This is a genomic window from Gramella sp. KN1008, from assembly GCF_004332155.1.
Taxonomy (GTDB): domain Bacteria; phylum Bacteroidota; class Bacteroidia; order Flavobacteriales; family Flavobacteriaceae; genus Christiangramia.
Window position 1 is genome coordinate 531,978 of record NZ_SJDV01000001.1, and the last position, 23,756, is coordinate 555,733.

A 23,756-nucleotide genomic window follows, 5' to 3' on the forward strand; every position below is an offset into this window, starting at 1 on the left:
AAATTTTAAAGGGTTAAACTATACCGCAACCCTGGCCTTAATGCCGGGATACGGATCATAATCCTCTAAAATAAAATCTTCAAACTTAAATCCAAAAATATCTTTGACTTCGGGGTTGATCTTCATGGTAGGTAAGGGTCTTGGCTCCCTGCTTAGTTGAAGTTCTACCTGCTCCATATGGTTGCTATAGATATGGGCATCACCAAAGGTATGTATGAAATCTCCGGGTTCGTAACCGCAAACCTGTGCCATCATCATGGTGAGAAGGGCATAGGAGGCTATATTGAAAGGCACTCCCAGGAAAATATCGGCACTACGCTGATAGAGTTGACAGGATAACTTCCCGTCTGCAACATAGAACTGAAAAAAGGCATGGCAGGGTGGGAGCGCGGCCTTTCCATTGGCTACATTTTCTGAAAATGAAATGGAAGTATCGGGAAGTACCGACGGATTCCAGGCAGAAACCAGCATTCTCCTGCTGTTAGGATTATTTTTTAAAGTATTTATAACTTCTTTTATCTGGTCAATTCCCTCACTGTTCCAGTTCCTCCACTGGTGACCGTAGACAGGGCCAAGGTCGCCGTTTTCATCGGCCCACTCGTTCCAGATACGAACTCCATTCTCCTTGAGATATTCAATATTAGTGTCTCCTTTCAAAAACCATAAGAGTTCGTGGATAATAGATTTTAAATGCAGTTTTTTGGTGGTGACCATGGGAAAACCTTCGCTAAGGTCAAACCTCATCTGGTAACCGAAAACGCTTTTGGTTCCGGTACCGGTACGGTCTCCTTTCTGTGCTCCATTCTCCAGTACATGCTTCAGTAGATCGTGATATTGTTTCATATGGAAAGGCCTTTTTTACTATGAAAATTCAACAAACATATTCGGATAAAAATAATAAAACATGTAAAAACTGAAGGCTGAAATCGAATGGAATAGGGAATAGTTATCAACTTTGTATCAACTAAATACTAATCTTCACAGTCCTGGTCTACCGCGCACCTGTCGGCATGATATGCCTGGCGTTCTCCCATTGGCCTTGGCTTGCCGATGGTGGTGTCATGTCTGGTTTGATGCTCCATTTCTGAATTAACCTCTGCACCCATTAAAACAATGAAAGCGGTAAGGAAGAGCCATAGCATTAAAATGGCAACTGCGGCAAAACTTCCGTAGAGATCGTCGTAGCTTCCAAAGTTACTCACATACCATGAAAACAGCATGGAACCGGCAAGCCATAAAAGGGTGCCCATAACAGCTCCCCAGCTCACCCATTTGAACTGCGGACTTCTCCTGTTGGGAGCGATCTTATAAACTATGCTTAATGCCGAAATAAGGATGAAACCAAGTATTACCCAGCGAAGCCAGGTAAGGGTTCTTTCAAGCATCTGTGGAAGCCCGAGCTTATCAATTAAAAGAGGGAAAAAGATCACTATAAGTAAACTTATAAGCCCAAGTACAAGTCCGCATAAAGTAAAAAGAAGGGTTATAAGATTCTTTTTAAAAATATTACGCGTCTCTATTTCGTCATACGCGATATTGATCCCCTGGAACAAGGCATTGGTTCCTTTGTTGGCACTCCAGATACTTACAAGTACACTCACTACCAGTCCCCAGCTGATCTCTTTTCTGGATTGCTGAATGACAGGATGAAGAAAATCGCTGATCATTCCAAAGGCTCTTTCCGGTAATATTAGATTGAGTCGGGAGATCTGTTCTTCTATCTGCGCGGGTTCCAGCACCAGGGTGTAGATAGAAATAGCAGCTACAATGGTTGGAAAAATAGCCAGAAAGAAATAGAATGCGACTCCTGCAGAAACGATCTGTACATGATCGGCCTTCATTTCTTGCCAAACACGTTTACCTATATCTATCCAGCCTTTTGGAGGAATCTGGTGAGGCCATTGGGCTTCTTCCCCACGATAAACCGATCTGTTATTCGAATCATTCATTTTCCAAAGCAATAATCTAAATTCCTCAGCTTTTTCAATACGAAAAAACGCTCAGGGCAATTTAGAATATATCAGTTACCTTAAAGAAAATGAAATTAGAAAGTTTTCTAAAAATTTAGCCGATTATCATCCCGGCGATGGTTGCAGAAAGTAATGATGCCAGCGTACCGCCGATCAGTGCTTTCATACCGAATTCTGATAGGGTCTTGCGCTGGCCCGGAGCCAGGGAGCCAATCCCGCCGATCTGAATACCTATAGATGCGAAGTTCGCGAACCCACAAAGCATATAGGTTGCCATTATCACCGATTTCTCATACGTAAGACTTAAAGCGTTCGCCGGATTCTTGAGATCTGCCAGCTGAACGTAACCCACAAATTCACTTGCAGCCAGTTTAATTCCCAGCAACTGTCCCATGAGCATCATATCTTCTTTGGCCACCCCGATAACCCACATTAAAGGTGCGAATATCAATCCAAGAATGGATTCCAGGGAAAATTTGGCGTATGGGGTATGCTCTGCCATGAGCGAATTAAGGGTGGTCCAGCCTCCAATCCAGCCCAGTATATAATTGATCATTGCTATAAAAGCGATGAATACCAGAAGCATGGCCGCAACATTGGCGGCAAGCTTTAGACCTTCGGTTGTTCCATTAGCGATCGCGTCCAGGATGTTTGAACCTATCTTTTCGGAAGAGACTTCCACATCTGTATCTACTGCCTGTTGCTGCGGATATAATATTTTTGAAACCACGATTGCTCCCGGAGCAGCCATCACTGAAGCCGCAAGAAGGTGTTTCGCGAACTGTAAACGCATTTCAGGATCATCACCTCCAAGAAAACCTATATAGGCCGCCAGCACTCCTCCGGCAACGGTGGCCATTCCGCCAACCATTACAAGGAGTATCTCAGATCTCGTCATTCTTTCAAGGTAGGCTTTGATCATAAGTGGAGCTTCGGTTTGTCCCAGGAAGATATTTCCCGCCACACTTAAACTCTCAGGTCCCGAAATTCCAAGTAATTTTGTTAAAACCCAGGCCATTCCTCTAACCACTACCTGTATCACTCCAATATAAAACAACACTGAAGTCAGCGCAGAAAAGAATATAATAGTGGGTAAAACCTGGAAAAGGAATATAAAGCCAAAACTGTCAACATCCATCATCCCTCCAAGTAAGAATTCACTACCTGCAGCAGTAAAGTCAAGGATAAGAACGAAGATGCCTCCCACGAATTCAAATACTTTCTGAACCACAGTGATCTTTAAGACGCCAATAGCCAGCAATAATTGGGCAGTCAATCCCAATCCAACTGTTTTCCAGTTAACCGCCTTACGGTTACTACTGAATATGAATGCTATTAATATAAGAAGCATCATTCCTATAACACCTCTGAATATGCTGGAAGTGCTTATTCCTTGACTAGGCACCATGGTTTTGGCCGTTTCCGCCGGGATCACTTCTGTGGCGCTCTGGTCTTTTGCCCTCAGGCTGAAAACGGAACCCTTGGAAGTCACTGTGAGAGTAGAATCGCTAAGTGTAGTTACACGAAGGTTCTGGATAGTGTCTATGGGTGCGTTATAAAATAATACCAGAAGCTTGTTCTGGTACAGGTAATCTCCCTTTGCTAAGGTGTCCTGCCCCTTCTCGGATATAAAATGAAACCTGCCTTCCTGGAAATTGATGTCGCTGGCCTCGTAAAAAATATTCTGTGAGCTGGTGGTATCAGCCTCAGGAGTTAGTTGCCAGGTTTTTGAAATAGTTTGAGAGAATACTGATGTAATGGAAAATACGATCAGAAATAGGCAACACCAGAATTTGTTCATTTTCGGGGGAATTATTTTCTTTTGGAAATCTCGTCCCTGATCCGGGCCGCTTTTTCGTAATCTTCCTGACTCACAGCCTGCGAAAGCAATTCTTTCAATTCATCAAGAGACATCTTCTTATAATCTGTAGTGTCTTCAGATTTCATTTCGATCTCCTCTTTTAAGAGTTCTTCCTCAATGATGTCTTCTTCCTCTTTTTCGTCTTTCTTGCGTTGCTTTTCTTCCGCCTTCAGGTAGATACCGGCCTTATCAAGAATGTTTTTATAGGTGAATATTGGCGCATTGAATCTTAGAGCCAGTGCAATGGCGTCACTGGTTCTGGCATCTATGATCTCCTCTATCCCGTCTCTTTCACAAATGAGACTGGAGTAGAAGACCCCGTCTACCAGTTTATGGATAATAACCTGTTTTACCACGATTTCAAACCTGTCTGCAAAGTTCTTGAACAGGTCGTGAGTAAGCGGCCTGGGTGGTTTTATTTCCTTTTCCAGGGCAATTGCGATAGATTGTGCTTCAAACGCCCCTATCACAATAGGTAGCTTTCGCTCTCCTCCTATCTCGCTGAGGATTAAAGCGTAAGCTCCGTTTTGTGTTTGACTATAAGAAATTCCTTTAATATTCAGTCGCACTAAACTCATACTACAATAAGTTAAAAAGGCTGTCTAAATAAGGACAAATCGCCAGATTTAGACAGCCCTTTTATGGGGCACAATTTATGAAAATTATGCGTTTTTCTCTTTAAATTCCTTCAATTTTTCGTTGAGCTTAGGTACCACCTCAAAGGCATCTCCAACCACTCCGTAGTCTGCCGCCTTGAAAAACGGGGCTTCCGGGTCGTTGTTTATCACAACTTTAGTTTTTGCAGCATTAATACCTGCAAGGTGCTGGATAGCTCCAGAAATCCCAACTGCGATATAAAGATTGGAAGCTACCGGCTTACCGGTCTGGCCCACGTGTTCACTGTGGGGTCTCCATCCCATATCACTAACAGGCTTGGAACAGGCAGTGGCAGCTCCAAGAATATCTGCCATTTCTTCTATCATTCCCCAGTTCTCCGGGCCTTTTAGACCACGACCTCCAGATACCACGATCTCAGCATCTGCAATGGTCACTTTATTAGTGGCCTTATCTACAGACTCTACATTTACTGTGAAATCTTCATCAGAAAGATTAGGGCTGAAGTCTTCTGCAGCAGCCTCTCCCTGGGCTTCCTTAAGTCCGAAAGCGTTCTTGGCAAGTCCCACTATCTTAACATCGGTAGTGATCTTTGTAAAACTGAAAGCCTTGTTTGTAAAGGCATTTCTTTTTACCGTAAACGGATCAGTACTTTCCGGCAATGCAACCACATTGGAAGCATAACCTGCTTCAAGCTGTACTGCTAAAAGAGGAGCAAGATATTTACTATTGGCACTTTGGCTAAGTACTACAAGACTTGTGTCTTCCTTTTTTGCTGCCTGGGCGATCGCATCGGCGTATGCTTCTGCGTTGAAGTTTGAAAGCTTATCGTTGTTCACTTTAAGAACCTTGTCTACTCCGTAAGTTCCCAGTTCTCCTGTGTCCCCGGCATTAATAGTAATGGCGGTAACACTTGTTCCCATCATTCCGGCAACTTCCTTGGCGTATGAAGCCACTTCGTAGGATGCTTTCTTGAATTTACCTTCTTCTGATTCTATATATACTAAAACTGACATTTTCTTCTGATTTTAAGTTTGAAATTTATTGAACCTCTGTTTGTAGAACCAAGCTTTAAATCGCTTTGGCTTCGTTATGAAGCAGATCTATCAGCTCATCCAGATTTTCAGGATCAACAAGTTTCACCTCTCCTTTAGGAGCAGGTTTTTCAAATTTCACGACTTCGGTTTGTACTGAAGTTTCCGACGGCTCCACAACATTTAGAGGCTTTTTACGTGCCTGCATGATTCCCCTCATATTAGGGATCTTAAGGTCGCTTTCTTCTACAAGGCCTTTTTGACCTCCTATAACAAGAGGGAGAGAAGCAGTCAGGGTTTCCTTACCGCCATCTATTTCACGAGTTGCAGTAGCTTTGTCACCTTCCACTTCCAGGCCAATACAATTGTTCACAAAATTAGCATCTATAAGTCCCGCAAGCATTCCGGGAACCATTCCACCGTTGTAGTCGATAGATTCCCTACCGGCAATTACAAGGTCATATCCTCCGTCTTTTACTATCTGTGCAAGTTGTTTTGCTACCTGAAATCCATCAGTAGGCTGAACGTTCACACGAATAGCACTGTCGGCACCAATGGCAAGGGCCTTTCTTAAGGTAGGCTCGGTTTCAGCTCCACCTACGTTCACAACATCAACACTCGCGCCCTGCTTTTCCTTGAACCACATTGCTCTGGTAAGACCAAATTCATCGTTAGGATTAATCACAAACTGAACCCCGCTGGTGTCAAATTTGGTGTCTCCTTCTGTGAAATTGATTTTGGATGTAGTGTCAGGCACATGACTAATACATACTAAGATTTTCATATATAAAGTTCTTTTTTTAATAAAACGATTTCGCTGACGAAGGTAAGTAATTTTAACCAAAAAATGCTATGCATGCATAATAAATTTTCTTAAAATTCTGAGATTTATCTCCTGATATTTTAATTGCTTTGATGCTGGTTCACAATTTAATGAGGTTTGAAGGAAATGCTTTTATTGCATATGGTAACAACAGAAGCCCGATGCTAATTGGGACCTGGGAAAATTTTAATCGCCAAATATGGTTTTTACCTTATTGAATTACTATTTTTGCGATGCAGGAATAAAAAAATAACATATTATATAATGAGGACAATTCAATTTAGAGAAGCCGTTGCCGAAGCTATGAGCGAGGAAATGCGTCGTGACGAAAGCGTCTATTTAATGGGAGAGGAAGTTGCTGAATATAATGGTGCTTATAAGGCTTCCAAAGGAATGCTAGACGAATTTGGTCCGGAAAGGGTTATAGACACTCCAATCGCAGAGCTTGGTTTTGCCGGAATTGGAGTAGGCTCAGCAATGAACGGTAACAGGCCAATCATTGAATTCATGACCTTTAACTTTTCACTTGTTGGAATAGACCAGATCATCAATAACGCTGCTAAAATGAGACAGATGAGTGGCGGGCAGTTCAATATCCCTATTGTTTTTCGAGGTCCAACCGCTTCAGCCGGGCAGTTAGGAGCAACCCACTCACAGGCTTTTGAAAGCTGGTATGCAAATACTCCTGGTCTTAAAGTTATAGTTCCTTCTACTCCTTATGATGCCAAGGGACTTCTGAAAGCGGCAATACGCGATGACGACCCGGTTATCTTCATGGAAAGTGAGCAGATGTATGGAGATAAAGGTGAAGTGCCGGAAGATGAATATGTAATAGAGATTGGAAAGGCCGATATAAAAAGAGAAGGTAGTGATGTGACCATCGTTTCTTTTGGAAAGATCATCAAAGAAGCTTTTAAGGCCGCAGATCAGCTTGAGGAAGAAGGAATATCCTGTGAGATCATAGATCTTAGAACTGTGCGCCCAATGGATCATGAAGCGATCCTGGAATCGGTTAAGAAGACAAACAGACTTGTGATACTTGAAGAAGCATGGCCTTTCGGGAATGTGGCGACAGAGATCACCTATCAGGTTCAGTCTAAAGCATTCGATTACCTGGATGCTCCGATCGTGAAACTGAACACTGCAGATACACCTGCACCATATTCACCGGTTCTACTGAAAGAATGGTTGCCTAACAGTGACGATGTTGTTAAAGCTGTTAAAAAGGTAATGTACAAGTAAGACTAATCCACTTATATTTGAAACTTCATCTTTTAGATGAAGTTTTTTTTTATCTGAACATGAACAATTATCTCTTTACTGCTCTCCTTTTTTTCCTTTGGATGGGTATTGTTCATGCCCAGACCAAAGTGGGTGGTGTTGTTGTGGATAATCAGGGAAAGACCATCCCATTTGCAAATGTCATATTTGAAGACTCTTCAACAGGAACCACAACCGATGAAGCCGGCGAATTTTATTTGCAGTCGGAAGAAGACCATAACGCCATAGTAGTTTCGTTTCTCGGATACAAAACTTTAAAAGTACCGCTGGAATCTTCCGTAAATCTGAATATGAAGGTGGTTCTGGAAGAAGAGACCTCCAGTCTTGATGAGATTGTGGTATACCGGGGTAAGACTCCCAAGAAGGACAATCCGGCGGTGGATATTCTGAAGAAGGTATGGAAGAACCGGAGAAAGAACGGCGTAAAGGCTTTTGAACAATATTCATATAAGGAATATGAAAAACTTGAATTCGATCTTAATACCATAGACAGCGCAGTTATTAATAACCGCATTTTTAACGGTATGGAATTCATCTTTGATTATACCGATACCAATAATGTTACCGGTAAGACCTATTTACCGGTGTTCATCAACGAATCGGTTTCCAGGGTCTATGGCGATAATATGATGGCCAAGAAAAAAGAGGTACTGTTGGGCAATAAGAATTCAGGTTTTAGCCAGAATCGGCATCTCATTGATGCAGTTAAGGATATCTATGATGATTATGATATCTATAAGAGCTATATAAAATTCTTTGATAAAAGTTTTGTAAGCCCCATCTCAACCACCGGGATAGATACTTATAATTATATACTATCTGATAGCGCCTATATTGATAGTAAATGGTGCTATAATATAATTTACTATCCCCGTCGTGAGAATGAACTGACCTTCAGGGGGAATTTCTGGGTGAACGATACCACCTGGGCTGTAAAACATATAAACCTGGAAAGCTCCAGGGATGCCAATATCAACTGGGTGAAGCAGGTATATATAGAACAGGATTATGAAGTTCTTAATGACTCAATATTCCTGATTACCCGTGATTTCTTTATGGCTGATTTTGGACTTACCAAAAAGAAAGGTTCCAGGGGAGTATATGCGAAAAGAACTTTGCTTTATGATGATTATGAGTTCAATAAGTTAAAGTCTGAATCCTTTTATCAGGAACCGGTCTACGATCCACGCCCCCAGGTTTATGACCGTAGCGATGAATTCTGGGAAGCCCATAGACTGGAAGAGCTTAACAAGGATGAGAAAGGTGTCTATGTAATGCTGGATAGTCTTACGAAAACCAGGGCCTTTAACCGGTTGTATGACCTGGCTACCATAGCAGAATCGGGCTACGTGGAATTCGATGGTTGGGATTATGGCCCGGTGTATTCCATTTTTGGCTTCAACGAGGTTGAAGGGATGCGTATTAGGTTTGGAGGCCGTACCTATTTTGGGCAAAATGATCCCTGGAGGATTGAGGCTTACGGAGCTTATGGTTTCAGGGATAAAAAATTCAAGTATGGCATTTCAGGAAAAGTACTTCTTGATCCTAAATCCCGGCTTATCCTTTCAGGAGGGAATCGAAGGGATGTGGAGCAACTTGGTGCCAGTCTTACCAATTCTACCGATGTGCTTGGCAGGAGCCTGGCTTCATCCTCGCTTCTTGATGTTGGAGATAACGATAAGTTAAGCTCTATCAGTCTCAGCACTTTTGCTATTTCCATTGAACCGGTTAAAAACCTTAGCTTCAGGCTGGGAGTGAATTACAGAGAAATAAAACCAGCTTCTCCTGGTTTTAGCCTGGATTATTATGTAGATGAAGAAAGGACTTTGACGAATTCTGAGATCATTCAAACCGAACTTTCAACCATAGTTAGTTTTACACCCGGTAGAAAAATATCAGGCTACGGTGTTGAACCAAATATTGTGAATGATGGAGAATTTCCAGGCTTTTTCCTTAATTACAGCCTTGGAGTGAAGAATCTTTTAAATAGTGATTTTAATTATAAGAAACTTCAGTTCTTCTATAATCAGCCCTTACTAATTGGAGGACTGGGAAGATCTAATTTGAGCATTGAATCGGGAAAGACTTTTGGGGCAGTACCTCTTGGCCTTTTGAGTGTGGTACCGGGCAACCAGACCTATTTTGGTATTTACAATACCTTTCCCACCTTGGATTACTATGAGTTTATAACCGATTCTTATGCCTCGGCACATTTCCACCATAATTTTAATGGCAGATTCTTTTCAAGGATTCCGTTACTCAGAGAACTCAACTTAAGGGAACTGGCAGGAATTAGTGCGGTATGGGGAGAAATATCTGAAGAAAGTAAAATGCTGGATGCGTCGGGACTGGTGCTTCGGGCTCCGGATGCTAATCCTTATTTTGAATACTATTTTGGTATAGGAAATATTTTTAAGATCCTTCAGTTAGAAGCACATTTCAGAGGAAATTATTTTCAGAATCCAGATGCACGATCTTTTGCCATTATTGCAGATTTCGGTTTTCACTTTTAGTTAAGGTTTTAAAGTCTGAAATTCATTATCTTTGCAGCCCTTAAAATAATTGAGAAAACTAAAAATAATGTCTGACAACTTTGAGACTTTTGATGTATTGATCGAGATCCCAAAAGGGAGTAGAAACAAATACGAATATGATTTTGAACTGAAGAAGGTTCGTTATGACAGGATGATCTTTTCTTCCATGATGTATCCTGCAGATTATGGTTTTATCCCTAATACACTTGCACTTGATGAAGACCCGTTAGATGTACTGGTTCTGGTATCTGAGCCAACTTTCCCGGGCGTGGTGATGGAAGTAAAGCCAATTGGGGTGTTCCATATGGCCGATGAGAAAGGTCCTGATGAAAAAATTATTTGTGTACCGGTTTCAGATCCTATCTGGAACAGGCTTAATGATCTTAAAGAACTCAATGGCCATATGCTTAAGGAAATTGAGCACTTCTTCCAGGTATATAAGGATCTTGAAAAGAAAAAGGTTGATACCGGTGATTTTGGAGATGCCGGTGAGGCAAGGGAAATTATAAGACAATGTGTAGAGCGATTTAAGAATTACGAAGGAGATAAATCCAGATTTATGATTTCTTAAAAAATCACCAGAATTTATACTAATAAAAAAGCAATAACCTTCCAAGTTATTGCTTTTTTAGTTATGACTGATTTTACTACATTAGCGGGCATTAATATTTTATTAACATAATTAACCTAGCTAATATGGAAGCAATAATGATTTATATGCCTGCGGTGCTGGCAATAATCGGCCTCATTTTTATGTGGGTCAAAAGGTCCTGGGTGATGAAACAGGACGCCGGTGACGGAAAAATGAAGGATATTTCATCTCACATCTATGAAGGTGCCCTTGCCTTTTTAAAGGCAGAATATAAATTATTGACGTTCTTCGTGATAGGAGCCAGTATAGCGCTGGCCGCGATCGCTTATTTTGTTCCAACCACTCACTATTTAATAATCGTTGCCTTTATCTTTGGTGCGTTCTTTTCTGCTCTTGCCGGGAATATGGGAATGCGTATCGCTACACAGTCCAATGTTAGGACTACCCAGGCGGCCAGAACCAGTCTTCCAAAAGCTCTTAATATTTCTTTTGGCGGTGGAACCGTTATGGGACTTGGCGTGGCAGGCCTTGCGGTGCTGGGCCTTACCGGGTTCTTTATCCTTTTCTTCAATTATTTTATGGGAGGAGAGTGGACCAACACAGAGCAAATGACTATTGTACTGGAAACACTTGCCGGTTTCTCTTTGGGAGCTGAGTCTATTGCACTTTTTGCACGTGTAGGTGGAGGTATCTATACTAAGGCAGCCGATGTTGGAGCCGATCTGGTAGGTAAGGTGGAAGCAGGAATTCCTGAAGATGATCCGCGTAACCCCGCTACCATTGCCGATAATGTAGGTGATAATGTGGGGGATGTTGCCGGAATGGGAGCCGACCTTTTTGGTAGTTACGTAGCCACAGTTCTTGCTGCGATGGTACTTGGTAACTATATTATAAAAGATATGGGCGGTGATATAACCTCTTCAGGTTTTGGCGGAATAGGTCCAATTCTATTACCTATGGCCATAGCCGGAGCCGGAGTAATAATTTCCATTATTGGAACCCTTCTGGTTAGAATAAAATCCAATGATGCTAAAGAGGCCGAGGTTCAAAAAGCCCTTAATATCGGGAACTGGTTCTCCATCTTTTTAGTTGCTATTGCAAGTTATTTTCTTGTCACCTGGATGCTTCCTAAGGAAGCCATGACCATGGGATTTTTTACCGGAGGAGAAGCCGGGTTTGAATTTAAGGAGATAGAAGCCATTAGAGTATTTTATGCAACCCTGGTAGGTATCATTGTGGGAGGTGTGATCTCTGCTGTTACCGAATACTACACCGGCCTTGGTAAAAAGCCTGTTCTGAGCATAGTTCAAAACTCCAGTACAGGAGCAGCCACAAACATAATTGCAGGTCTCTCTACCGGGATGATCTCAACTTTTTATTCTATTCTTTTATTTGCCATAGCCATATGGGCTTCGTATGCATTTGCAGGTTTCTACGGAGTGGCACTTTCAGCTTCAGCCATGATGGCAACAACGGCTATGCAGCTTGCTATCGATGCATTTGGACCAATCGCCGATAATGCTGGTGGTATTGCTGAAATGAGTGAGTTGCCTCCGGAAGTAAGAGAGAGAACAGATATTCTTGACTCGGTAGGAAACACCACCGCGGCAACAGGTAAAGGATTTGCGATCGCTTCGGCGGCACTTACTTCCCTGGCACTTTTTGCGGCTTATGTGACTTTTACAGGAATTGACGGAATTAATATCTTCAAAGCTCCGGTATTGGCAATGCTATTTGTTGGTGGAATGGTGCCTGTGGTATTTTCAGCCCTTGCCATGAGTTCAGTGGGTAGGGCAGCCATGAAGATGGTACGCGAAGTTAGAAGACAGTTCAAGGATATCCCGGGTATCATGGAAGGAACTGCAAAACCTCAATACGATAAATGTGTTGAGATCTCAACTCAGGCTGCACTTAAAGAGATGTTACTGCCAGGTGTGATCACTATTGGCTTTCCTATTCTTATCGCATTTCTACCAATGCTTTTCGGATATGAAAATGTTCTAATTGCTGAAATGCTTGGAGGTTATATGGCCGGAGTAACGGTAAGTGGTGTATTGTGGGCGATATTCCAGAATAATGCCGGGGGCGCATGGGACAATGCGAAGAAATCTTTTGAAGCCGGGGTTATGATAAACGGTGAAATGACCTATAAGGGATCTGATGCTCATAAAGCAGCCGTGACCGGAGATACTGTGGGAGATCCTTTTAAAGATACTTCCGGGCCATCGATGAACATTCTTATCAAACTTACCTGCCTTATAGGCCTTGTGATCGCTCCTATTCTTGGAGGACATACAGAAACCGATATACCTAATGATGAAGAGACTTCAGCGGTTTACGAAAATTCCGAAGAAGCGAAAATGGTATCCCAGGAAATAAAGGTTGAGATTACTTCAGAAGGTGAAATGGCCGAGGCCTATGTTGTGGTAACAAAAACAAAAGACGGTGAAACCTTCACTGAAACTCATACTTTTACCGGAACCGAAACAGAGATACGATCTCAGATAGATGCTCTTAAATAGGATCGGTAAATAATTTAAAAAAAAAATCCCCGCTACTGGCGGGGATTTTTTTATGCTATAGGGAACTTCATTACCCCGGTGTTGTTCATTTCAATTAGATTGGTTTTTACGGTATGCTTATGTGCCAGCAGTACTTCTCTTACACTTGCATGATTTATTTTGGAAAGATATGTATTGTATTTTTTAAAGCTCTTAAGCTCTCTCTTGTAGACTCGGGAATAGGTATGCTTCATTTTGTACTTAAGATATAGCTGGGAGAGTTCACATCGCCGGCGTCTATAAAATGATAATAACTTGGGATCCTTAAGTGGTGAAATCTCCTTTTTTACCTGTTCGATCTTTTCATCGATATCTTTCTGAAATTCCACTTTCTGTTGATATATTTTGTTATAGAAATTCTGTAATATGAGACGTTTCTCATTACGCAGCGCAATCTTATAAATGAATGCACTTTTATAATTCATTACCCGTAATTTTTCCAGATGTTCAATAATTTGTTTTTTCTCCCATAAACGCATAGTTCTTCCCCCTTGAAATTAATCTGTTGTGTATATTTTTTCTACTGAATAGCGGAAGGACAAAATTAAAAGTAAAGCTCAAGAGAACATACACTTTTAACTTATTTAACCCCTTATTATCATAAATTCCCGATGTGTCTAAAGAAACTATTAATTGACGCAATTGCAAGATTCCCTGGGGGTTAATGCTTTTAAAATGAATACCTGAAGGAGTCGTTAAAAACTAGTTAATCGGTTTCCAGTTCTTTCGTGAATCTAAGGTAAATCGTAGATTTAATATATAACTCAAAAAGTTAACTATTATGTCTAAAAATCATGGACCGCAGATCAAGAATGATGAACAGTATGAAGAATTGCGTGACAAGGGAATGAGCAAAGAAAAAGCCGCAAGAATTGCCAATGATCCCAAATCTGGGAAAAAAGGAGGACATGCCGATGAGTATGAACAAAGAACTAAAGAAGAGCTTTATAAAAAGGCCCGGGAGGTAGGAATTGAGGGCAGAAGTGATATGACAAAGGATGAACTTATTAAAGCTCTTAGAAATCATTAAAAATGAGATCTATCTGGAATGGCTCAATAAGTTTTGGCCTGGTTTCAATCCCTGTAAAATTATATTCCGGCTCCGAAGACAGGCGTCTGGAACTGGATATGCTGGATCGTAGGGACAATGCCCGAATAAGATATAAGAGGGTGAATGAAGATACCGGTAAGGAGGTAGAATGGAAAGATATTGTAAAGGGCTTTAAGAAGGACGAGGATTACGTAGTGCTGGAAAAAGAGGATTTTGAGAAAGCCAATATGAAGAAGAGCAAGACCATCGATATAGAAGAATTTATTGATGAAGCTGAGGTAGCTGACGTGCTTTTTAAAAAACCTTATTTCCTGGAACCCCAGAAAGAAGGCGGAAAATCATATAATTTATTAAGAGAGGCACTTAAGAAAACCAAAAAACTTGGCGTGGCGACTTTTGTTATGAGGCAAAAGGAACATTTAAGCCTTATTGGAGTATATAAGAATGCTCTGGTACTTCATGCCATTAGGTTTGCTGATGAAATAAGAAATCCATCCGATCTTAAACTCTCAAAATCCAAAGTAAAAAAGAACGAGGTAGATATGGCTATTTCCCTGATAGAGCAGTATACCTCAGATTTTGATTTTAAAAAATACAAGGATGTATACAATGCCCAGCTATTGAAGATCATTAATTCCAAAGCTACCGGGAAGAAACCTGAAATTGAAGATTTTGAAAGTGAACCTACTCCGGCCAGGGATCTTATGTCTAAACTAAAGGCAAGTCTGGAAAAAAAGAAAAAGACTAAAGCGTCTTAGCAGATGGCACTGGACGACTACAAGAGAAAGAGGGATTTTGATAATACGCCTGAACCTTCTGCCGAGGTCAGTGATGAAAACAAAGGGCGTTTTGTTGTGCAGAGGCATCAGGCCCGGCGGCTACATTATGATCTACGCCTGGAAATGGAAGGAGTGCTTAAGAGTTGGGCCGTGCCTAAAGGCCCGTCTATGAACCCTAAGGATAAAAGGCTTGCGGTACAAACCGAGGATCATCCTGTTAAATACCTCAGTTTTCAGGGAACCATCCCCAAAGGGAATTATGGTGCCGGGGAAATGAGCATTTGGGATGAAGGTACTTTTATCTCTGCCGGAGAAGGGGAAGACCTGATAGATCAGTTTAAGGATGGTAATCTGAAGCTTGAGTTCTTCGGCAAGAAACTGAAAGGCATATTCGCTCTGGTAAGAACCAGAAGAGAAGATGAAAAGAATCATTGGCTTTTAATAAAAAAAGAAGACAGCTTTTCTACAGAGCTGGATTACGATGCAGAAGTTTTCGTAACCGAAGCACCTGCCAAAAGACCTAAAGTGCGTAAGCTGGAGCCCGGGCAGCCAGTAAAGCCTATGCTTGCCACAGCGCATAAAAATATTTTCAATAAACCCGGCTGGCTTTATGAACTGAAATGGGACGGCTACCGTTTGATCGCAAATATCAGAGACGGGAAGGTGTCTATTTATTCGCGTAACGGTATAGTTTATAATTCAAAATTCCCGAATCTGGTAAAGGACCTGGAGAACATATCTAATGATGTGATCCTGGATGGAGAGCTGGTAGTGCTTGATAAAAATGGTATCCCTTTATTCCAGGAACTACAGAACTACGATTCCACAACCAAAGGCAGTCTCAGATTCTACGTTTTTGACATGCTTTACCTGAATGGCCATAGCATGCTGGAACTACCCCTGCTGGAGAGAAAGAGCCTGATTCCTGAAGTTCTGGAGGAAACTGTTCTCTCCGTTTATTGTGACCATGTGGAAGGAATGGGAACTGCTTTTTACGAAAAGGCGGTCGAGGCCGGAATGGAAGGGGTGATTGCCAAGAAGGCCGATTCGGTTTATACACCGGGCTATCGAAGTGAAAAATGGTTGAAAATAAAAGCCCATGAGAGTCAGGAGGCTCTGATCTGCGGGTATACGGATTCTGAAAGTTCAGCCTTCGGATCGCTTATTCTGGGGATTTATGATAATGGAAATCTTAATTATGTAGGGAATTGTGGAACGGGATTTTCAGCTTCAGAAAAGCGAGCTCTTCTGAAAAAGATGGAAAAGTTCAAATTGGGAAAAAGCCCTTTTCCAAAAGCTGTAAACCTAAAAGGCAGAAAACCAAACTGGATTCAGCCATATCTTATCTGCGAGGTGATATTTTCAGAATGGACACAAAGCGGACGAATGAGGCATCCCGTCTATAAAGGCCTTCGGGAGGATAAAACATCACCTGAAATAGAAAAGGAAACCACTACCTATAAAAAGACGAAAAATTCAAATGCTATTGAGGTGGATGGAAGGCTTGTGAACTTCACAAATCTGGACAAGGTTTACTGGCCCGATTCCGGATTGAGGAAATATGACCTGATAGACTATTACATCAAAATTTCAGAATATATTCTGCCTTATCTTAAAGATCGTCCTCAGAATCTTCACAGGCACCCGAATGGTATCAAAAAAGAGGGATTCTATCAGAAAGATAATGAAGGGCTACTAGAGAACTGGATAGCGACCACAAAGATATATTCCAAATCTGCGGGAAGAAATATTGAATATCTGCTTTGCCAGGATGAGCCTACTCTGCTTTATATGGCGAACCTGGGATGTATCGAGATAAATCCATGGAATTCCCGGGTACAGGAGCTGGATAAACCCGATTATGTGGTTATCGACCTTGATCCTTCTGAAAAAAATACTTTTGATGAGGTGATAGAGGTTGCCCGGGTTACCAAAGAGATCCTGGATAGTGCCGGGATCAAAGCTTATTGCAAGACTACCGGGTCTAGGGGGATACACATCTATTTGCCAATGGGAGCCCTGTACACTTATGATGAGGCCCGTGATTTTACAAAACTTATCTGTTATTTCATCAGGGAAAGGACGGCGGGCCTAACCAGTATGGAAAGGATTGTAAAGAACAGGAAAGCTAAGATCTACCTTGATTATCTTCAGAATAGAAGGGGGCAAACCCTGGCGGCCGCTTACTGCGTTAGACCAAAAGAAGGAGCGCCTGTATCTGCACCCATCGAGTGGAATGAGCTGAAAAAGGGATTGCAGCTCAGTGATTTCAATATAACGAATATGCCTGCCAGGTTGGAGAAAAAAGGAGATCTTTTTAAAGGTTTGCTTTCTGAAAGCATAGATATGGAAAAGGCGATCGAAAAACTGGAAGAGCTTTAGGTATTAAAAATTTGATAAAACTTAAGGGTATTACCCGGCTGCTTACGAATTAAGTTTAAATTGAAAATAAAGTTACACTCTGATGATCAAACGCTTTAAAAAAATCATTGGCCGATACCGGAATCTGGACCAGGTGTATATAGTTCCTTATAGAAGTTATGGCACGTATTCCCATTTATATGTAAAAGGAAGGGTTCTGGATAATGAACCCTTAAAGATCGTTAAAGACCAGTCTTTTTTTAAGACGATCAAGAATACCTATAAGCAATTTGACAGTTTTGAAATTCCCGATGCGGCTATTGAGCTCATAATTCCTGATAAGATCAATCTTCGGGAAATTACCGGTGATGAAGGTTATTTTCTTTTTGAAAGGACGATTGATAAGAACCTTTCTGAACATGCGTCCCCGGAAGGCTGGGTAGAATATGAGGTATATTACCGCAATGAACTTGAAGAAGGGACAGAACTCCTGGCGAACCCTTTCAGAGGTGAGTTTCTGGTGCCTCAGGTAGATGCCGAATTTGGAGTGATAAGCGATATTGACGATACGATTTTACACACGGGGGTAACCTCATTTCTTAAATGGCGACTTCTTAAAAACTCCCTTCTTACGAACGCCTATAAAAGGATTCCTTTAAAGGGAGCGCCAGATCTTTATCAGAAGCTACATAAAGGAAAAAGTGGGAAGAACAAGAATCCAATGTTCTATCTGAGCAATAGTCCTTGGAATCTTTACGAATATCTGAGATTGTTTCTGGATTATAATAAATTTCCAAAAGGACCTATTTTGCTCAGAGATCTGCGTACACCTTTTGAAAGCACCCTGAAGCCTGAAAAACCTCATAAGCAGAAGGAGATCATCAATATACTCAAAACCTATCCCGACCTTAAATTTATTCTAATAGGTGATAGTGGCGAGCACGATGCCAGTATTTATACTGAGATCGCTGCGCAGTATTCAGACAGGATCCTGGCTATTTACCTGCGTAGCGTTAAACATAAAAGAAGAATGGAGCGGGTGAGAAGTCTTATTGACAATTTTGATACTGTCCCAGTTCTTCTGGCTCAAAATTCAAATGAGGCCGAAAAGCATGCTCGCGAAAATGGCTTTATTCAGTAAGGTTTCGATTAATGCCATTATTTGAAATTTCGCATGCAAGTTGATAAAAAAAGATCCCGGAATTTCCGGGATCTTTTTAATTAAATCATTTAATAAGTCTTGAGCAAAGACGTTACTAACTGGGGTCTATACTGGTCCCAACTTTAGCACGCTCGCTTTTTGGTGATTTTCTTGGCATGGTCCTGAAGATATGGTCCCACAGAGGAGAAGAAACTCCAAAAGCCCTATCTGGTTCACGATAATGGTGAATACTGTGGTGATGCCATAAAACCTTCAGAAAGTTGTTTGGCACCTTAAATGCGTGTACCGAGTAATGCACGGCAAGGTAACCAGCGTATCCAATAAGAAATCCCGCCAGGAATCCGAATACATAATCTCCGAGAACAGCCCGGTAGATAATGAATAATACGGTAGCGATGATAAGACTTAATACCGGAGGCATAGCAAGTCTTGATTTATCTTTTGGGTAATCGTGATGAACCCCGTGCATGGTATAAGATAATTTCTGTCTCCTTGGCGTAGTTGCAGGGATATGGTACAGGTATCGGTGCATCAGGTATTCTACCAGTGTAAAAAAGAACATTCCGGCGAAGAATAAAAGAACCATTTCAGGTACTTCAAATCCCTTTTCTATAATCCCGTAGTAGATCAACGCAGCGGCTATCACACCAAAGATTATAAGAGGGATAGATATATGCGTATGAGTTAGTTTCTCAAGGATCGGATTTTTGAACAATTTTGGCGATCCTTTGTGTTTTGGTCTTTTTAGTTTAGTAGATTCCATAATAGATATGTTTAAAAAAGTCCGTGTAGTTCTCCATCGATGCGGTTAATTATTCCACCAAGATCTTCAGGATTATCCACAAAGTTAATATTATCTACATCAATAATCAGCAGGTTTCCTTTATCGTAACCATGCACCCAGGCTTCATATCTTTCATTCAGACGGCTTAGATAATCTATGGAGATCGAATTTTCGTAATCCCTTCCACGGCTATGAATCTGAGACACAAGATTGGGAATACTGCTTCTTAAATAGATAAGCAGATCGGGACCCTGTACTACACTTTCCATAAGGTCGAAGAGAGATTTGTAATTTTCGAAATCCCGGTTGGTCATTAAACCCATCGCATGAAGGTTAGGGGCGAAAATATACGCATCTTCATAAATCGTCCTGTCCTGAATGATCTTTTTACCGCTTTCCCTTATTTGAAGGATCTGCCTGAACCTGCTGTTAAGAAAGTAGATCTGTAAATTAAAAGACCATCGTTCCATTTTGTTGTAAAAATCCTCCAAATACGGGTTTTCAAGAACATCCTCAAATTGGGGTTCCCATTTATAATGTTTTGCCAGTAATTTAGTTAGAGTGGTTTTTCCTGCACCAATGTTTCCTGCGATGGCTACATGCATAATTGATAATTTACTTTCCTGGTTAGATAAGGTTGATTGTAGTCTCAGTTTTCAAGGGAGTAAAGATAATAGATTTAAGATAAAAGAGGTCTTCAAGCGAGAAACAGAATAGTTAAAAACCGTTATTTTTTGACGTTATAAATTAGCCGTGTGGGTTTTAGAATATATCCTGAAGGCAGGTGGCACATTTGGCGTAGGTCCAGATGCAATCAATAAAGTCTGTTAACATATGAAAGAACAGGCCAATACATATTAGCCTGATCACTTTATGCTTAATAAAGATCATCCCCAGAACATAAGCGGTGATGGCCAGTTCAGAATGTAAAGGGTGGAAACCAATCCCGCATCTTTCAGGATCAAATATTGGAGTGGCCAGTAGATGATCCAGGTCTACCAGCATCGTGGCCGCCAGGATCAGCCAGTACTTAAGCCAGTTCTCCTTGTCATAGAGATAGGCGATTATCCCAATGGCTAGGAAGTGGAGCGAATAGTGAACTAGGGCCTGCAGCAAATCTTAATTTTACTTGTTAGTGGAATCTTCCTCATTTTCCCTGGGATCTTCCCGGAGCAACTTGTTTAACTTTCTTTCCAGAGCAATATAGCGGGAAACCCCAACCAGAAGGAATAGGACACAGATAAATAAGGCCAGGTAACCCAACCAGGTAAGGCTGATGCCCTGATATTCCTTGATCTGTAGTAATGCCAGTCCGCTGATAAGTAAATATATGGAAGCTCTTATATAAGATAGTAAGGTTCGCTCATTAGCCAGCTTAGTGCGTTCCAGAGCGAGATGTTCCCTGATGAGCTTCTCATCGATCAGTCTTGTCTTTAACGGGTTATGCAGTTTTACTTTTCTCATAGCTAAAAGGGAAAAAATATAGGGATCAAAAACGATGCAGCGATCCAGACGATAAAGTTAAGAGGAGTTCCGAATTTTAAAAAATCCCGGAACTTATAATTTCCTGGAGCATATACCATCGTATTTACAGGATAGCTCACGGGGGTCATGAAGGTTAACGAACAGGCGAACATCACTCCAATTAAAAATGGCTTCTCGCTTACCTGCATCGCGGCGGCAAGGCTAATAACTATCGGGGTCATAAGGGCGGCCGCGGCCTTACTGGATAAAACGTTGGTAGAAAGGAAAGTAAAAAGAAAGATGACGCTAAGTGTATAACGTGGGTCCATGCTTCCCAGCGACTCATAGATATATTGCGAAATGATGTCTGAACCCCCGGTCTTTTCCAGAGCCTTTCCCATGGAGAGGACACCTGCGATCATAAAGATCACTTTCCATTCTATGGCTTCATAGGCCTCCTGGGGTTTTAATATGGTTAGGGTGACCAGTAGCAGGCTTCCTATCATAGCACTTATTAGAATGGAAGTTATATTGAAAGCCGCGGCGCTCACTACTCCAATTACTATTAGTAGTGCAGGTATGGCTTTTTTATAATTAACCCTTCTTCCCTGGTATTCTGAAAGGGTGACGATAAGCTTTTCAGCGGTAAGCAGAGAAATGGCCTTTTCGGAAGCGAAAAGCAGCATCATATCTCCTTCTTTTAAGACCACGTTGGACACGTCTTCGGTAATTGTCTCTTTCCTGTGACGTATGGCCAGCACCGATGCGTAATAAGTACTTCTCAAATTAAGCTGTTTTATGGATCTTCCTGCCAGTTCAGAGCCATAAGGGATCATCACTTCATAGATCTTTTTTTCTTCGTGGGGAGGTGAATTCTTAGGGCTTACCAAATCATTGGTCTCCATGTTCTGAATATTTTCCTTATCACCTCTCACTGAAACACCACGTTTCACTTTCAGTTTGGCCAGGTTTACCGGGTCTACAAGAATCCGGATGAGGTCGCTTTCACGAAGCACTGTCTCCCCGTTAATCTCATATACCCGATAATGCTTACGTTTAATACGAAGGATCTGTACTTTATAATCGTTCACCAGTTTAGACTGGGAGATAGACTGATCTATATCATCACTTTCCCCATGCAGCTCTATTTCTGCCATATATTTCTCGGCTTCCTTTTTAAGTCCTGCATCTTCCGGAAGACTGCGTTTAGGCAGAATTATGGGGCCAAGCAATAAAATATAAGACATACCAATGGCCAGAAGACAAAGCGCAAGCAAAGAGAATTCAAACATTCCGAAGCCATCCGAACCTAGTTTTTCGGCATAACTGCTTACAAGGATATTCGTTGAGGTTCCTATCAGTGTACAGGTGCCGCCAAAAAGCGCCGAGAACGAGATGGGAATTAGTAATCGCGACGGACTAATCCCTGCTTCGCGGCATACCAGTAAAGCCACTGGTATCAATATTGCCACCACGGCAGAATCGTTTATAAATGCTGAAAGTACCGCTGCGGTGACACATAAGGATACCAGGGCCAGAAAATAATTGATCCGGGCAATCTTGATGAGCTTGGTACTTATCCCGTCTATAATTCCGGATTTGAATACAGCTGCACTTACAACGAACATACAGCCAAGGGTGATCGTCGCCGGATGATTGAAGCCCGAAAAACCTTCTTCGGGACTTAGCACCCCAGAGACAATGAAAAGGGCCATAATGATAATGGAGGTGGTATCTATCGAGAAATAATCACGCACAAAGAGAATGATCCCTATAATGATAATCGCAACGGTCAGGTAGAGCTCCATTTAAACCAAGTTGAGTTTAAATATACAGTAAGTTTCTGTCGAATAAAAGACTGTAAGCTCAAACAGTCCTAAAAATTAGGTAGTTAGATTAAAATGGAAGTTTGCTCAGATCTACATTTCCTCCCGAAATTATAATTCCTGTCTTTTTGTTTTTAAAGGTCTCCTTCTCCCTGATGACAGCCGCGAGTGCCACTGCGCTTGAAGGTTCAACGATGATCTTCATCCTTTCCCAGATGAGTCTTAAAGCCGATTTTATTTCATCTTCCGAAACCCTGATGATCCTCTCAACATTTTCTCGAATAATAGGAAAATTAATATCTCCCAGATTGGTCTTCAGACCATCAGCTATGGTATTGGCTGATTCATTCGTTTCAATTTTTCCGCTTTTCAGTGATCTCCAGGCGTCATCGGCCTCCAATGGTTCTGCTCCGATGCATTTACATTCACCGCTAAAATATTTCACGGCAAGAGCACTTCCGGCAATAAGTCCGCCACCACCTACGGGAGTGATCACATAGTCAAGATCGGGATGGTCCTGTAAAAGTTCCATGGCGGCGGTGCCCTGTCCCAGGATTACATCCAGATCATTGGAAGGATGGATAAAAGTAGCGCCGGTTTGTTGTTGAATTTGGGATGCCGTTTCTTCCCTGTCCTTTAAGGTAGCGGGACATTCTGTGATCTGGCCGCCATAAGTTCTTACCGCGGCTTTCTTTACTTCGGGAGCAGTTTCCGGCATTACGATATATGCTGGGACCTTCAGGCTTTTAGCAGCAAGGGAAAGGGCCTGAGCGAAATTTCCCGAAGAATGAGTTACCACTCCCTTGTTTCTCTTCTCTTCACTCAGGTTTAGGATAGCATTGGCTGCACCCCTCATTTTGAAGGCTCCCATCTTCTGAAAATTCTCACATTTGAACCATAATTCGGCTCCTGTTATTTCATTTAGGAGTCGTGATTTCAATACAGGTGTACGATGTATATAGGGGCGCACATGTTCCTGAACTTTCTCAAGCTGAAGCTTTGTGATTTCCAAAATTCTTAAGTTTTGGATGAAGTTAAAAATTCCGCTGAATTTTCAG

Annotated in this window: 21 protein-coding genes; 8 read left to right on the forward strand and 13 right to left on the reverse strand. The window is 41.6% G+C overall.

Features of this window, described 5'->3' with window-relative positions:
* Positions 1 to 18 precede the first annotated feature (18 nt).
* The 6 genes from EZJ28_RS02485 to EZJ28_RS02510 all read right to left on the reverse strand — a co-directional run bounded on the left by EZJ28_RS02485 (position 19) and on the right by EZJ28_RS02510 (position 6,264).
* Positions 19 to 843, reverse strand: a complete 825-nt coding sequence (locus EZJ28_RS02485; protein ID WP_131394521.1) for a thymidylate synthase — start codon at positions 841 to 843, stop codon at positions 19 to 21.
* 128 nt (positions 844 to 971) lie between these two features.
* Complete coding sequence (locus tag EZJ28_RS02490) at positions 972 to 1,949, reverse strand: YihY/virulence factor BrkB family protein (protein WP_131394523.1); 978 nt, start codon at positions 1,947 to 1,949, stop codon at positions 972 to 974.
* A gap of 115 nt (positions 1,950 to 2,064) precedes the next feature.
* Positions 2,065 to 3,771 (reverse strand): NupC/NupG family nucleoside CNT transporter, encoded by a 1,707-nt coding sequence (locus EZJ28_RS02495; protein ID WP_131394525.1) that lies wholly within the window; start codon positions 3,769 to 3,771, stop codon positions 2,065 to 2,067.
* 11 nt (positions 3,772 to 3,782) lie between these two features.
* Complete coding sequence (locus EZJ28_RS02500; protein ID WP_131394528.1) at positions 3,783 to 4,409, reverse strand: bifunctional nuclease family protein; 627 nt, start codon at positions 4,407 to 4,409, stop codon at positions 3,783 to 3,785.
* 84 nt (positions 4,410 to 4,493) lie between these two features.
* On the reverse strand, positions 4,494 to 5,462 hold the full coding sequence (locus tag EZJ28_RS02505; RefSeq protein ID WP_131394531.1) for an electron transfer flavoprotein subunit alpha/FixB family protein: 969 nt from the start codon (positions 5,460 to 5,462) through the stop codon (positions 4,494 to 4,496).
* Between the two features lie 55 nt (positions 5,463 to 5,517).
* Positions 5,518 to 6,264: an electron transfer flavoprotein subunit beta/FixA family protein gene (locus tag EZJ28_RS02510; RefSeq protein WP_131394534.1), complete on the reverse strand. Its 747-nt coding sequence runs from the start codon at positions 6,262 to 6,264 to the stop codon at positions 5,518 to 5,520.
* A 303-nt stretch (positions 6,265 to 6,567) separates the two neighbouring features.
* On the opposite strand from EZJ28_RS02510, the gene EZJ28_RS02515 reads away from it, so the two are divergent.
* From EZJ28_RS02515 to EZJ28_RS02530, 4 genes are all read left to right on the forward strand, one after another.
* Positions 6,568 to 7,545: a pyruvate dehydrogenase complex E1 component subunit beta gene (locus EZJ28_RS02515; RefSeq protein WP_131394537.1), complete on the forward strand. Its 978-nt coding sequence runs from the start codon at positions 6,568 to 6,570 to the stop codon at positions 7,543 to 7,545.
* 59 nt (positions 7,546 to 7,604) lie between these two features.
* The gene (locus EZJ28_RS02520) at positions 7,605 to 10,097 is read left to right on the forward strand and encodes a DUF5686 and carboxypeptidase-like regulatory domain-containing protein (RefSeq protein ID WP_131394540.1); all 2,493 of its coding nucleotides are present in this window, start codon (positions 7,605 to 7,607) and stop codon (positions 10,095 to 10,097) included.
* A 64-nt stretch (positions 10,098 to 10,161) separates the two neighbouring features.
* The gene (locus EZJ28_RS02525) at positions 10,162 to 10,689 is read left to right on the forward strand and encodes an inorganic diphosphatase (RefSeq protein WP_394346086.1); all 528 of its coding nucleotides are present in this window, start codon (positions 10,162 to 10,164) and stop codon (positions 10,687 to 10,689) included.
* Between the two features lie 125 nt (positions 10,690 to 10,814).
* A complete protein-coding gene (locus tag EZJ28_RS02530; protein WP_131394545.1) occupies positions 10,815 to 13,232 on the forward strand; it encodes a sodium-translocating pyrophosphatase in 2,418 nt (805 codons plus the stop codon).
* A 50-nt stretch (positions 13,233 to 13,282) separates the two neighbouring features.
* On the opposite strand, the gene EZJ28_RS02535 is transcribed toward EZJ28_RS02530, so the two are convergent.
* On the reverse strand, positions 13,283 to 13,696 hold the full coding sequence (locus EZJ28_RS02535) for a hypothetical protein (protein WP_131394548.1): 414 nt from the start codon (positions 13,694 to 13,696) through the stop codon (positions 13,283 to 13,285).
* 356 nt (positions 13,697 to 14,052) lie between these two features.
* Here EZJ28_RS02535 and EZJ28_RS02540 point away from each other — a divergent pair, with 356 nt between their 5' ends.
* The 4 genes from EZJ28_RS02540 to EZJ28_RS02555 all read left to right on the forward strand — a co-directional run bounded on the left by EZJ28_RS02540 (position 14,053) and on the right by EZJ28_RS02555 (position 18,603).
* Entirely contained in the window at positions 14,053 to 14,301 is a 249-nt protein-coding gene (locus tag EZJ28_RS02540) for a Rho termination factor N-terminal domain-containing protein (protein ID WP_131394551.1), read from the forward strand.
* A gap of 2 nt (positions 14,302 to 14,303) precedes the next feature.
* Complete coding sequence (locus EZJ28_RS02545) at positions 14,304 to 15,080, forward strand: Ku protein (protein ID WP_131394553.1); 777 nt, start codon at positions 14,304 to 14,306, stop codon at positions 15,078 to 15,080.
* A gap of 3 nt (positions 15,081 to 15,083) precedes the next feature.
* A complete protein-coding gene (gene ligD / locus EZJ28_RS02550; RefSeq protein ID WP_131394556.1) occupies positions 15,084 to 17,483 on the forward strand; it encodes a DNA ligase D in 2,400 nt (799 codons plus the stop codon).
* Positions 17,484 to 17,565: 82 nt separating this feature from the next.
* Positions 17,566 to 18,603: an App1 family protein gene (locus EZJ28_RS02555; protein WP_131394558.1), complete on the forward strand. Its 1,038-nt coding sequence runs from the start codon at positions 17,566 to 17,568 to the stop codon at positions 18,601 to 18,603.
* 115 nt (positions 18,604 to 18,718) lie between these two features.
* Here EZJ28_RS02555 and EZJ28_RS02560 read toward each other — a convergent pair whose 3' ends face one another.
* The 6 genes from EZJ28_RS02560 to EZJ28_RS02585 form a co-directional block, all read right to left on the reverse strand.
* Complete coding sequence (locus EZJ28_RS02560; RefSeq protein ID WP_131394561.1) at positions 18,719 to 19,387, reverse strand: sterol desaturase family protein; 669 nt, start codon at positions 19,385 to 19,387, stop codon at positions 18,719 to 18,721.
* 11 nt (positions 19,388 to 19,398) lie between these two features.
* A complete protein-coding gene (locus EZJ28_RS02565) occupies positions 19,399 to 20,013 on the reverse strand; it encodes a deoxynucleoside kinase (RefSeq protein WP_131394564.1) in 615 nt (204 codons plus the stop codon).
* 157 nt (positions 20,014 to 20,170) lie between these two features.
* On the reverse strand, positions 20,171 to 20,524 hold the full coding sequence (locus EZJ28_RS02570; protein ID WP_131394566.1) for a DUF6122 family protein: 354 nt from the start codon (positions 20,522 to 20,524) through the stop codon (positions 20,171 to 20,173).
* Positions 20,525 to 20,533: 9 nt separating this feature from the next.
* On the reverse strand, positions 20,534 to 20,872 hold the full coding sequence (locus EZJ28_RS02575; protein ID WP_131394569.1) for a DUF202 domain-containing protein: 339 nt from the start codon (positions 20,870 to 20,872) through the stop codon (positions 20,534 to 20,536).
* A gap of 2 nt (positions 20,873 to 20,874) precedes the next feature.
* Positions 20,875 to 22,680 (reverse strand): SLC13 family permease, encoded by a 1,806-nt coding sequence (locus EZJ28_RS02580; protein ID WP_131394571.1) that lies wholly within the window; start codon positions 22,678 to 22,680, stop codon positions 20,875 to 20,877.
* A gap of 88 nt (positions 22,681 to 22,768) precedes the next feature.
* A complete protein-coding gene (locus EZJ28_RS02585) occupies positions 22,769 to 23,704 on the reverse strand; it encodes a threonine/serine dehydratase (RefSeq protein WP_394346087.1) in 936 nt (311 codons plus the stop codon).
* Positions 23,705 to 23,756: the final 52 nt, after the last annotated feature.

Coding starts and splice junctions, on each gene's coding strand:
- EZJ28_RS02485 (WP_131394521.1), bottom strand. CDS start 843: ATGAAACAATATCACGATCTACTGAAGCATGTACTGGAGAATGGAGCA.
- EZJ28_RS02490 (WP_131394523.1), bottom strand. CDS start 1,949: ATGAATGATTCGAATAACAGATCGGTTTATCGTGGGGAAGAAGCCCAA.
- EZJ28_RS02495 (WP_131394525.1), bottom strand. CDS start 3,771: ATGAACAAATTCTGGTGTTGCCTATTTCTGATCGTATTTTCCATTACA.
- EZJ28_RS02500 (WP_131394528.1), bottom strand. CDS start 4,409: ATGAGTTTAGTGCGACTGAATATTAAAGGAATTTCTTATAGTCAAACA.
- EZJ28_RS02505 (WP_131394531.1), bottom strand. CDS start 5,462: ATGTCAGTTTTAGTATATATAGAATCAGAAGAAGGTAAATTCAAGAAA.
- EZJ28_RS02510 (WP_131394534.1), bottom strand. CDS start 6,264: ATGAAAATCTTAGTATGTATTAGTCATGTGCCTGACACTACATCCAAA.
- EZJ28_RS02515 (WP_131394537.1), top strand. CDS start 6,568: ATGAGGACAATTCAATTTAGAGAAGCCGTTGCCGAAGCTATGAGCGAG.
- EZJ28_RS02520 (WP_131394540.1), top strand. CDS start 7,605: ATGAACAATTATCTCTTTACTGCTCTCCTTTTTTTCCTTTGGATGGGT.
- EZJ28_RS02530 (WP_131394545.1), top strand. CDS start 10,815: ATGGAAGCAATAATGATTTATATGCCTGCGGTGCTGGCAATAATCGGC.
- EZJ28_RS02535 (WP_131394548.1), bottom strand. CDS start 13,696: ATGAATTATAAAAGTGCATTCATTTATAAGATTGCGCTGCGTAATGAG.
- EZJ28_RS02540 (WP_131394551.1), top strand. CDS start 14,053: ATGTCTAAAAATCATGGACCGCAGATCAAGAATGATGAACAGTATGAA.
- EZJ28_RS02545 (WP_131394553.1), top strand. CDS start 14,304: ATGAGATCTATCTGGAATGGCTCAATAAGTTTTGGCCTGGTTTCAATC.
- ligD (WP_131394556.1), top strand. CDS start 15,084: ATGGCACTGGACGACTACAAGAGAAAGAGGGATTTTGATAATACGCCT.
- EZJ28_RS02555 (WP_131394558.1), top strand. CDS start 17,566: ATGATCAAACGCTTTAAAAAAATCATTGGCCGATACCGGAATCTGGAC.
- EZJ28_RS02560 (WP_131394561.1), bottom strand. CDS start 19,387: ATGGAATCTACTAAACTAAAAAGACCAAAACACAAAGGATCGCCAAAA.
- EZJ28_RS02565 (WP_131394564.1), bottom strand. CDS start 20,013: ATGCATGTAGCCATCGCAGGAAACATTGGTGCAGGAAAAACCACTCTA.
- EZJ28_RS02575 (WP_131394569.1), bottom strand. CDS start 20,872: ATGAGAAAAGTAAAACTGCATAACCCGTTAAAGACAAGACTGATCGAT.
- EZJ28_RS02580 (WP_131394571.1), bottom strand. CDS start 22,680: ATGGAGCTCTACCTGACCGTTGCGATTATCATTATAGGGATCATTCTC.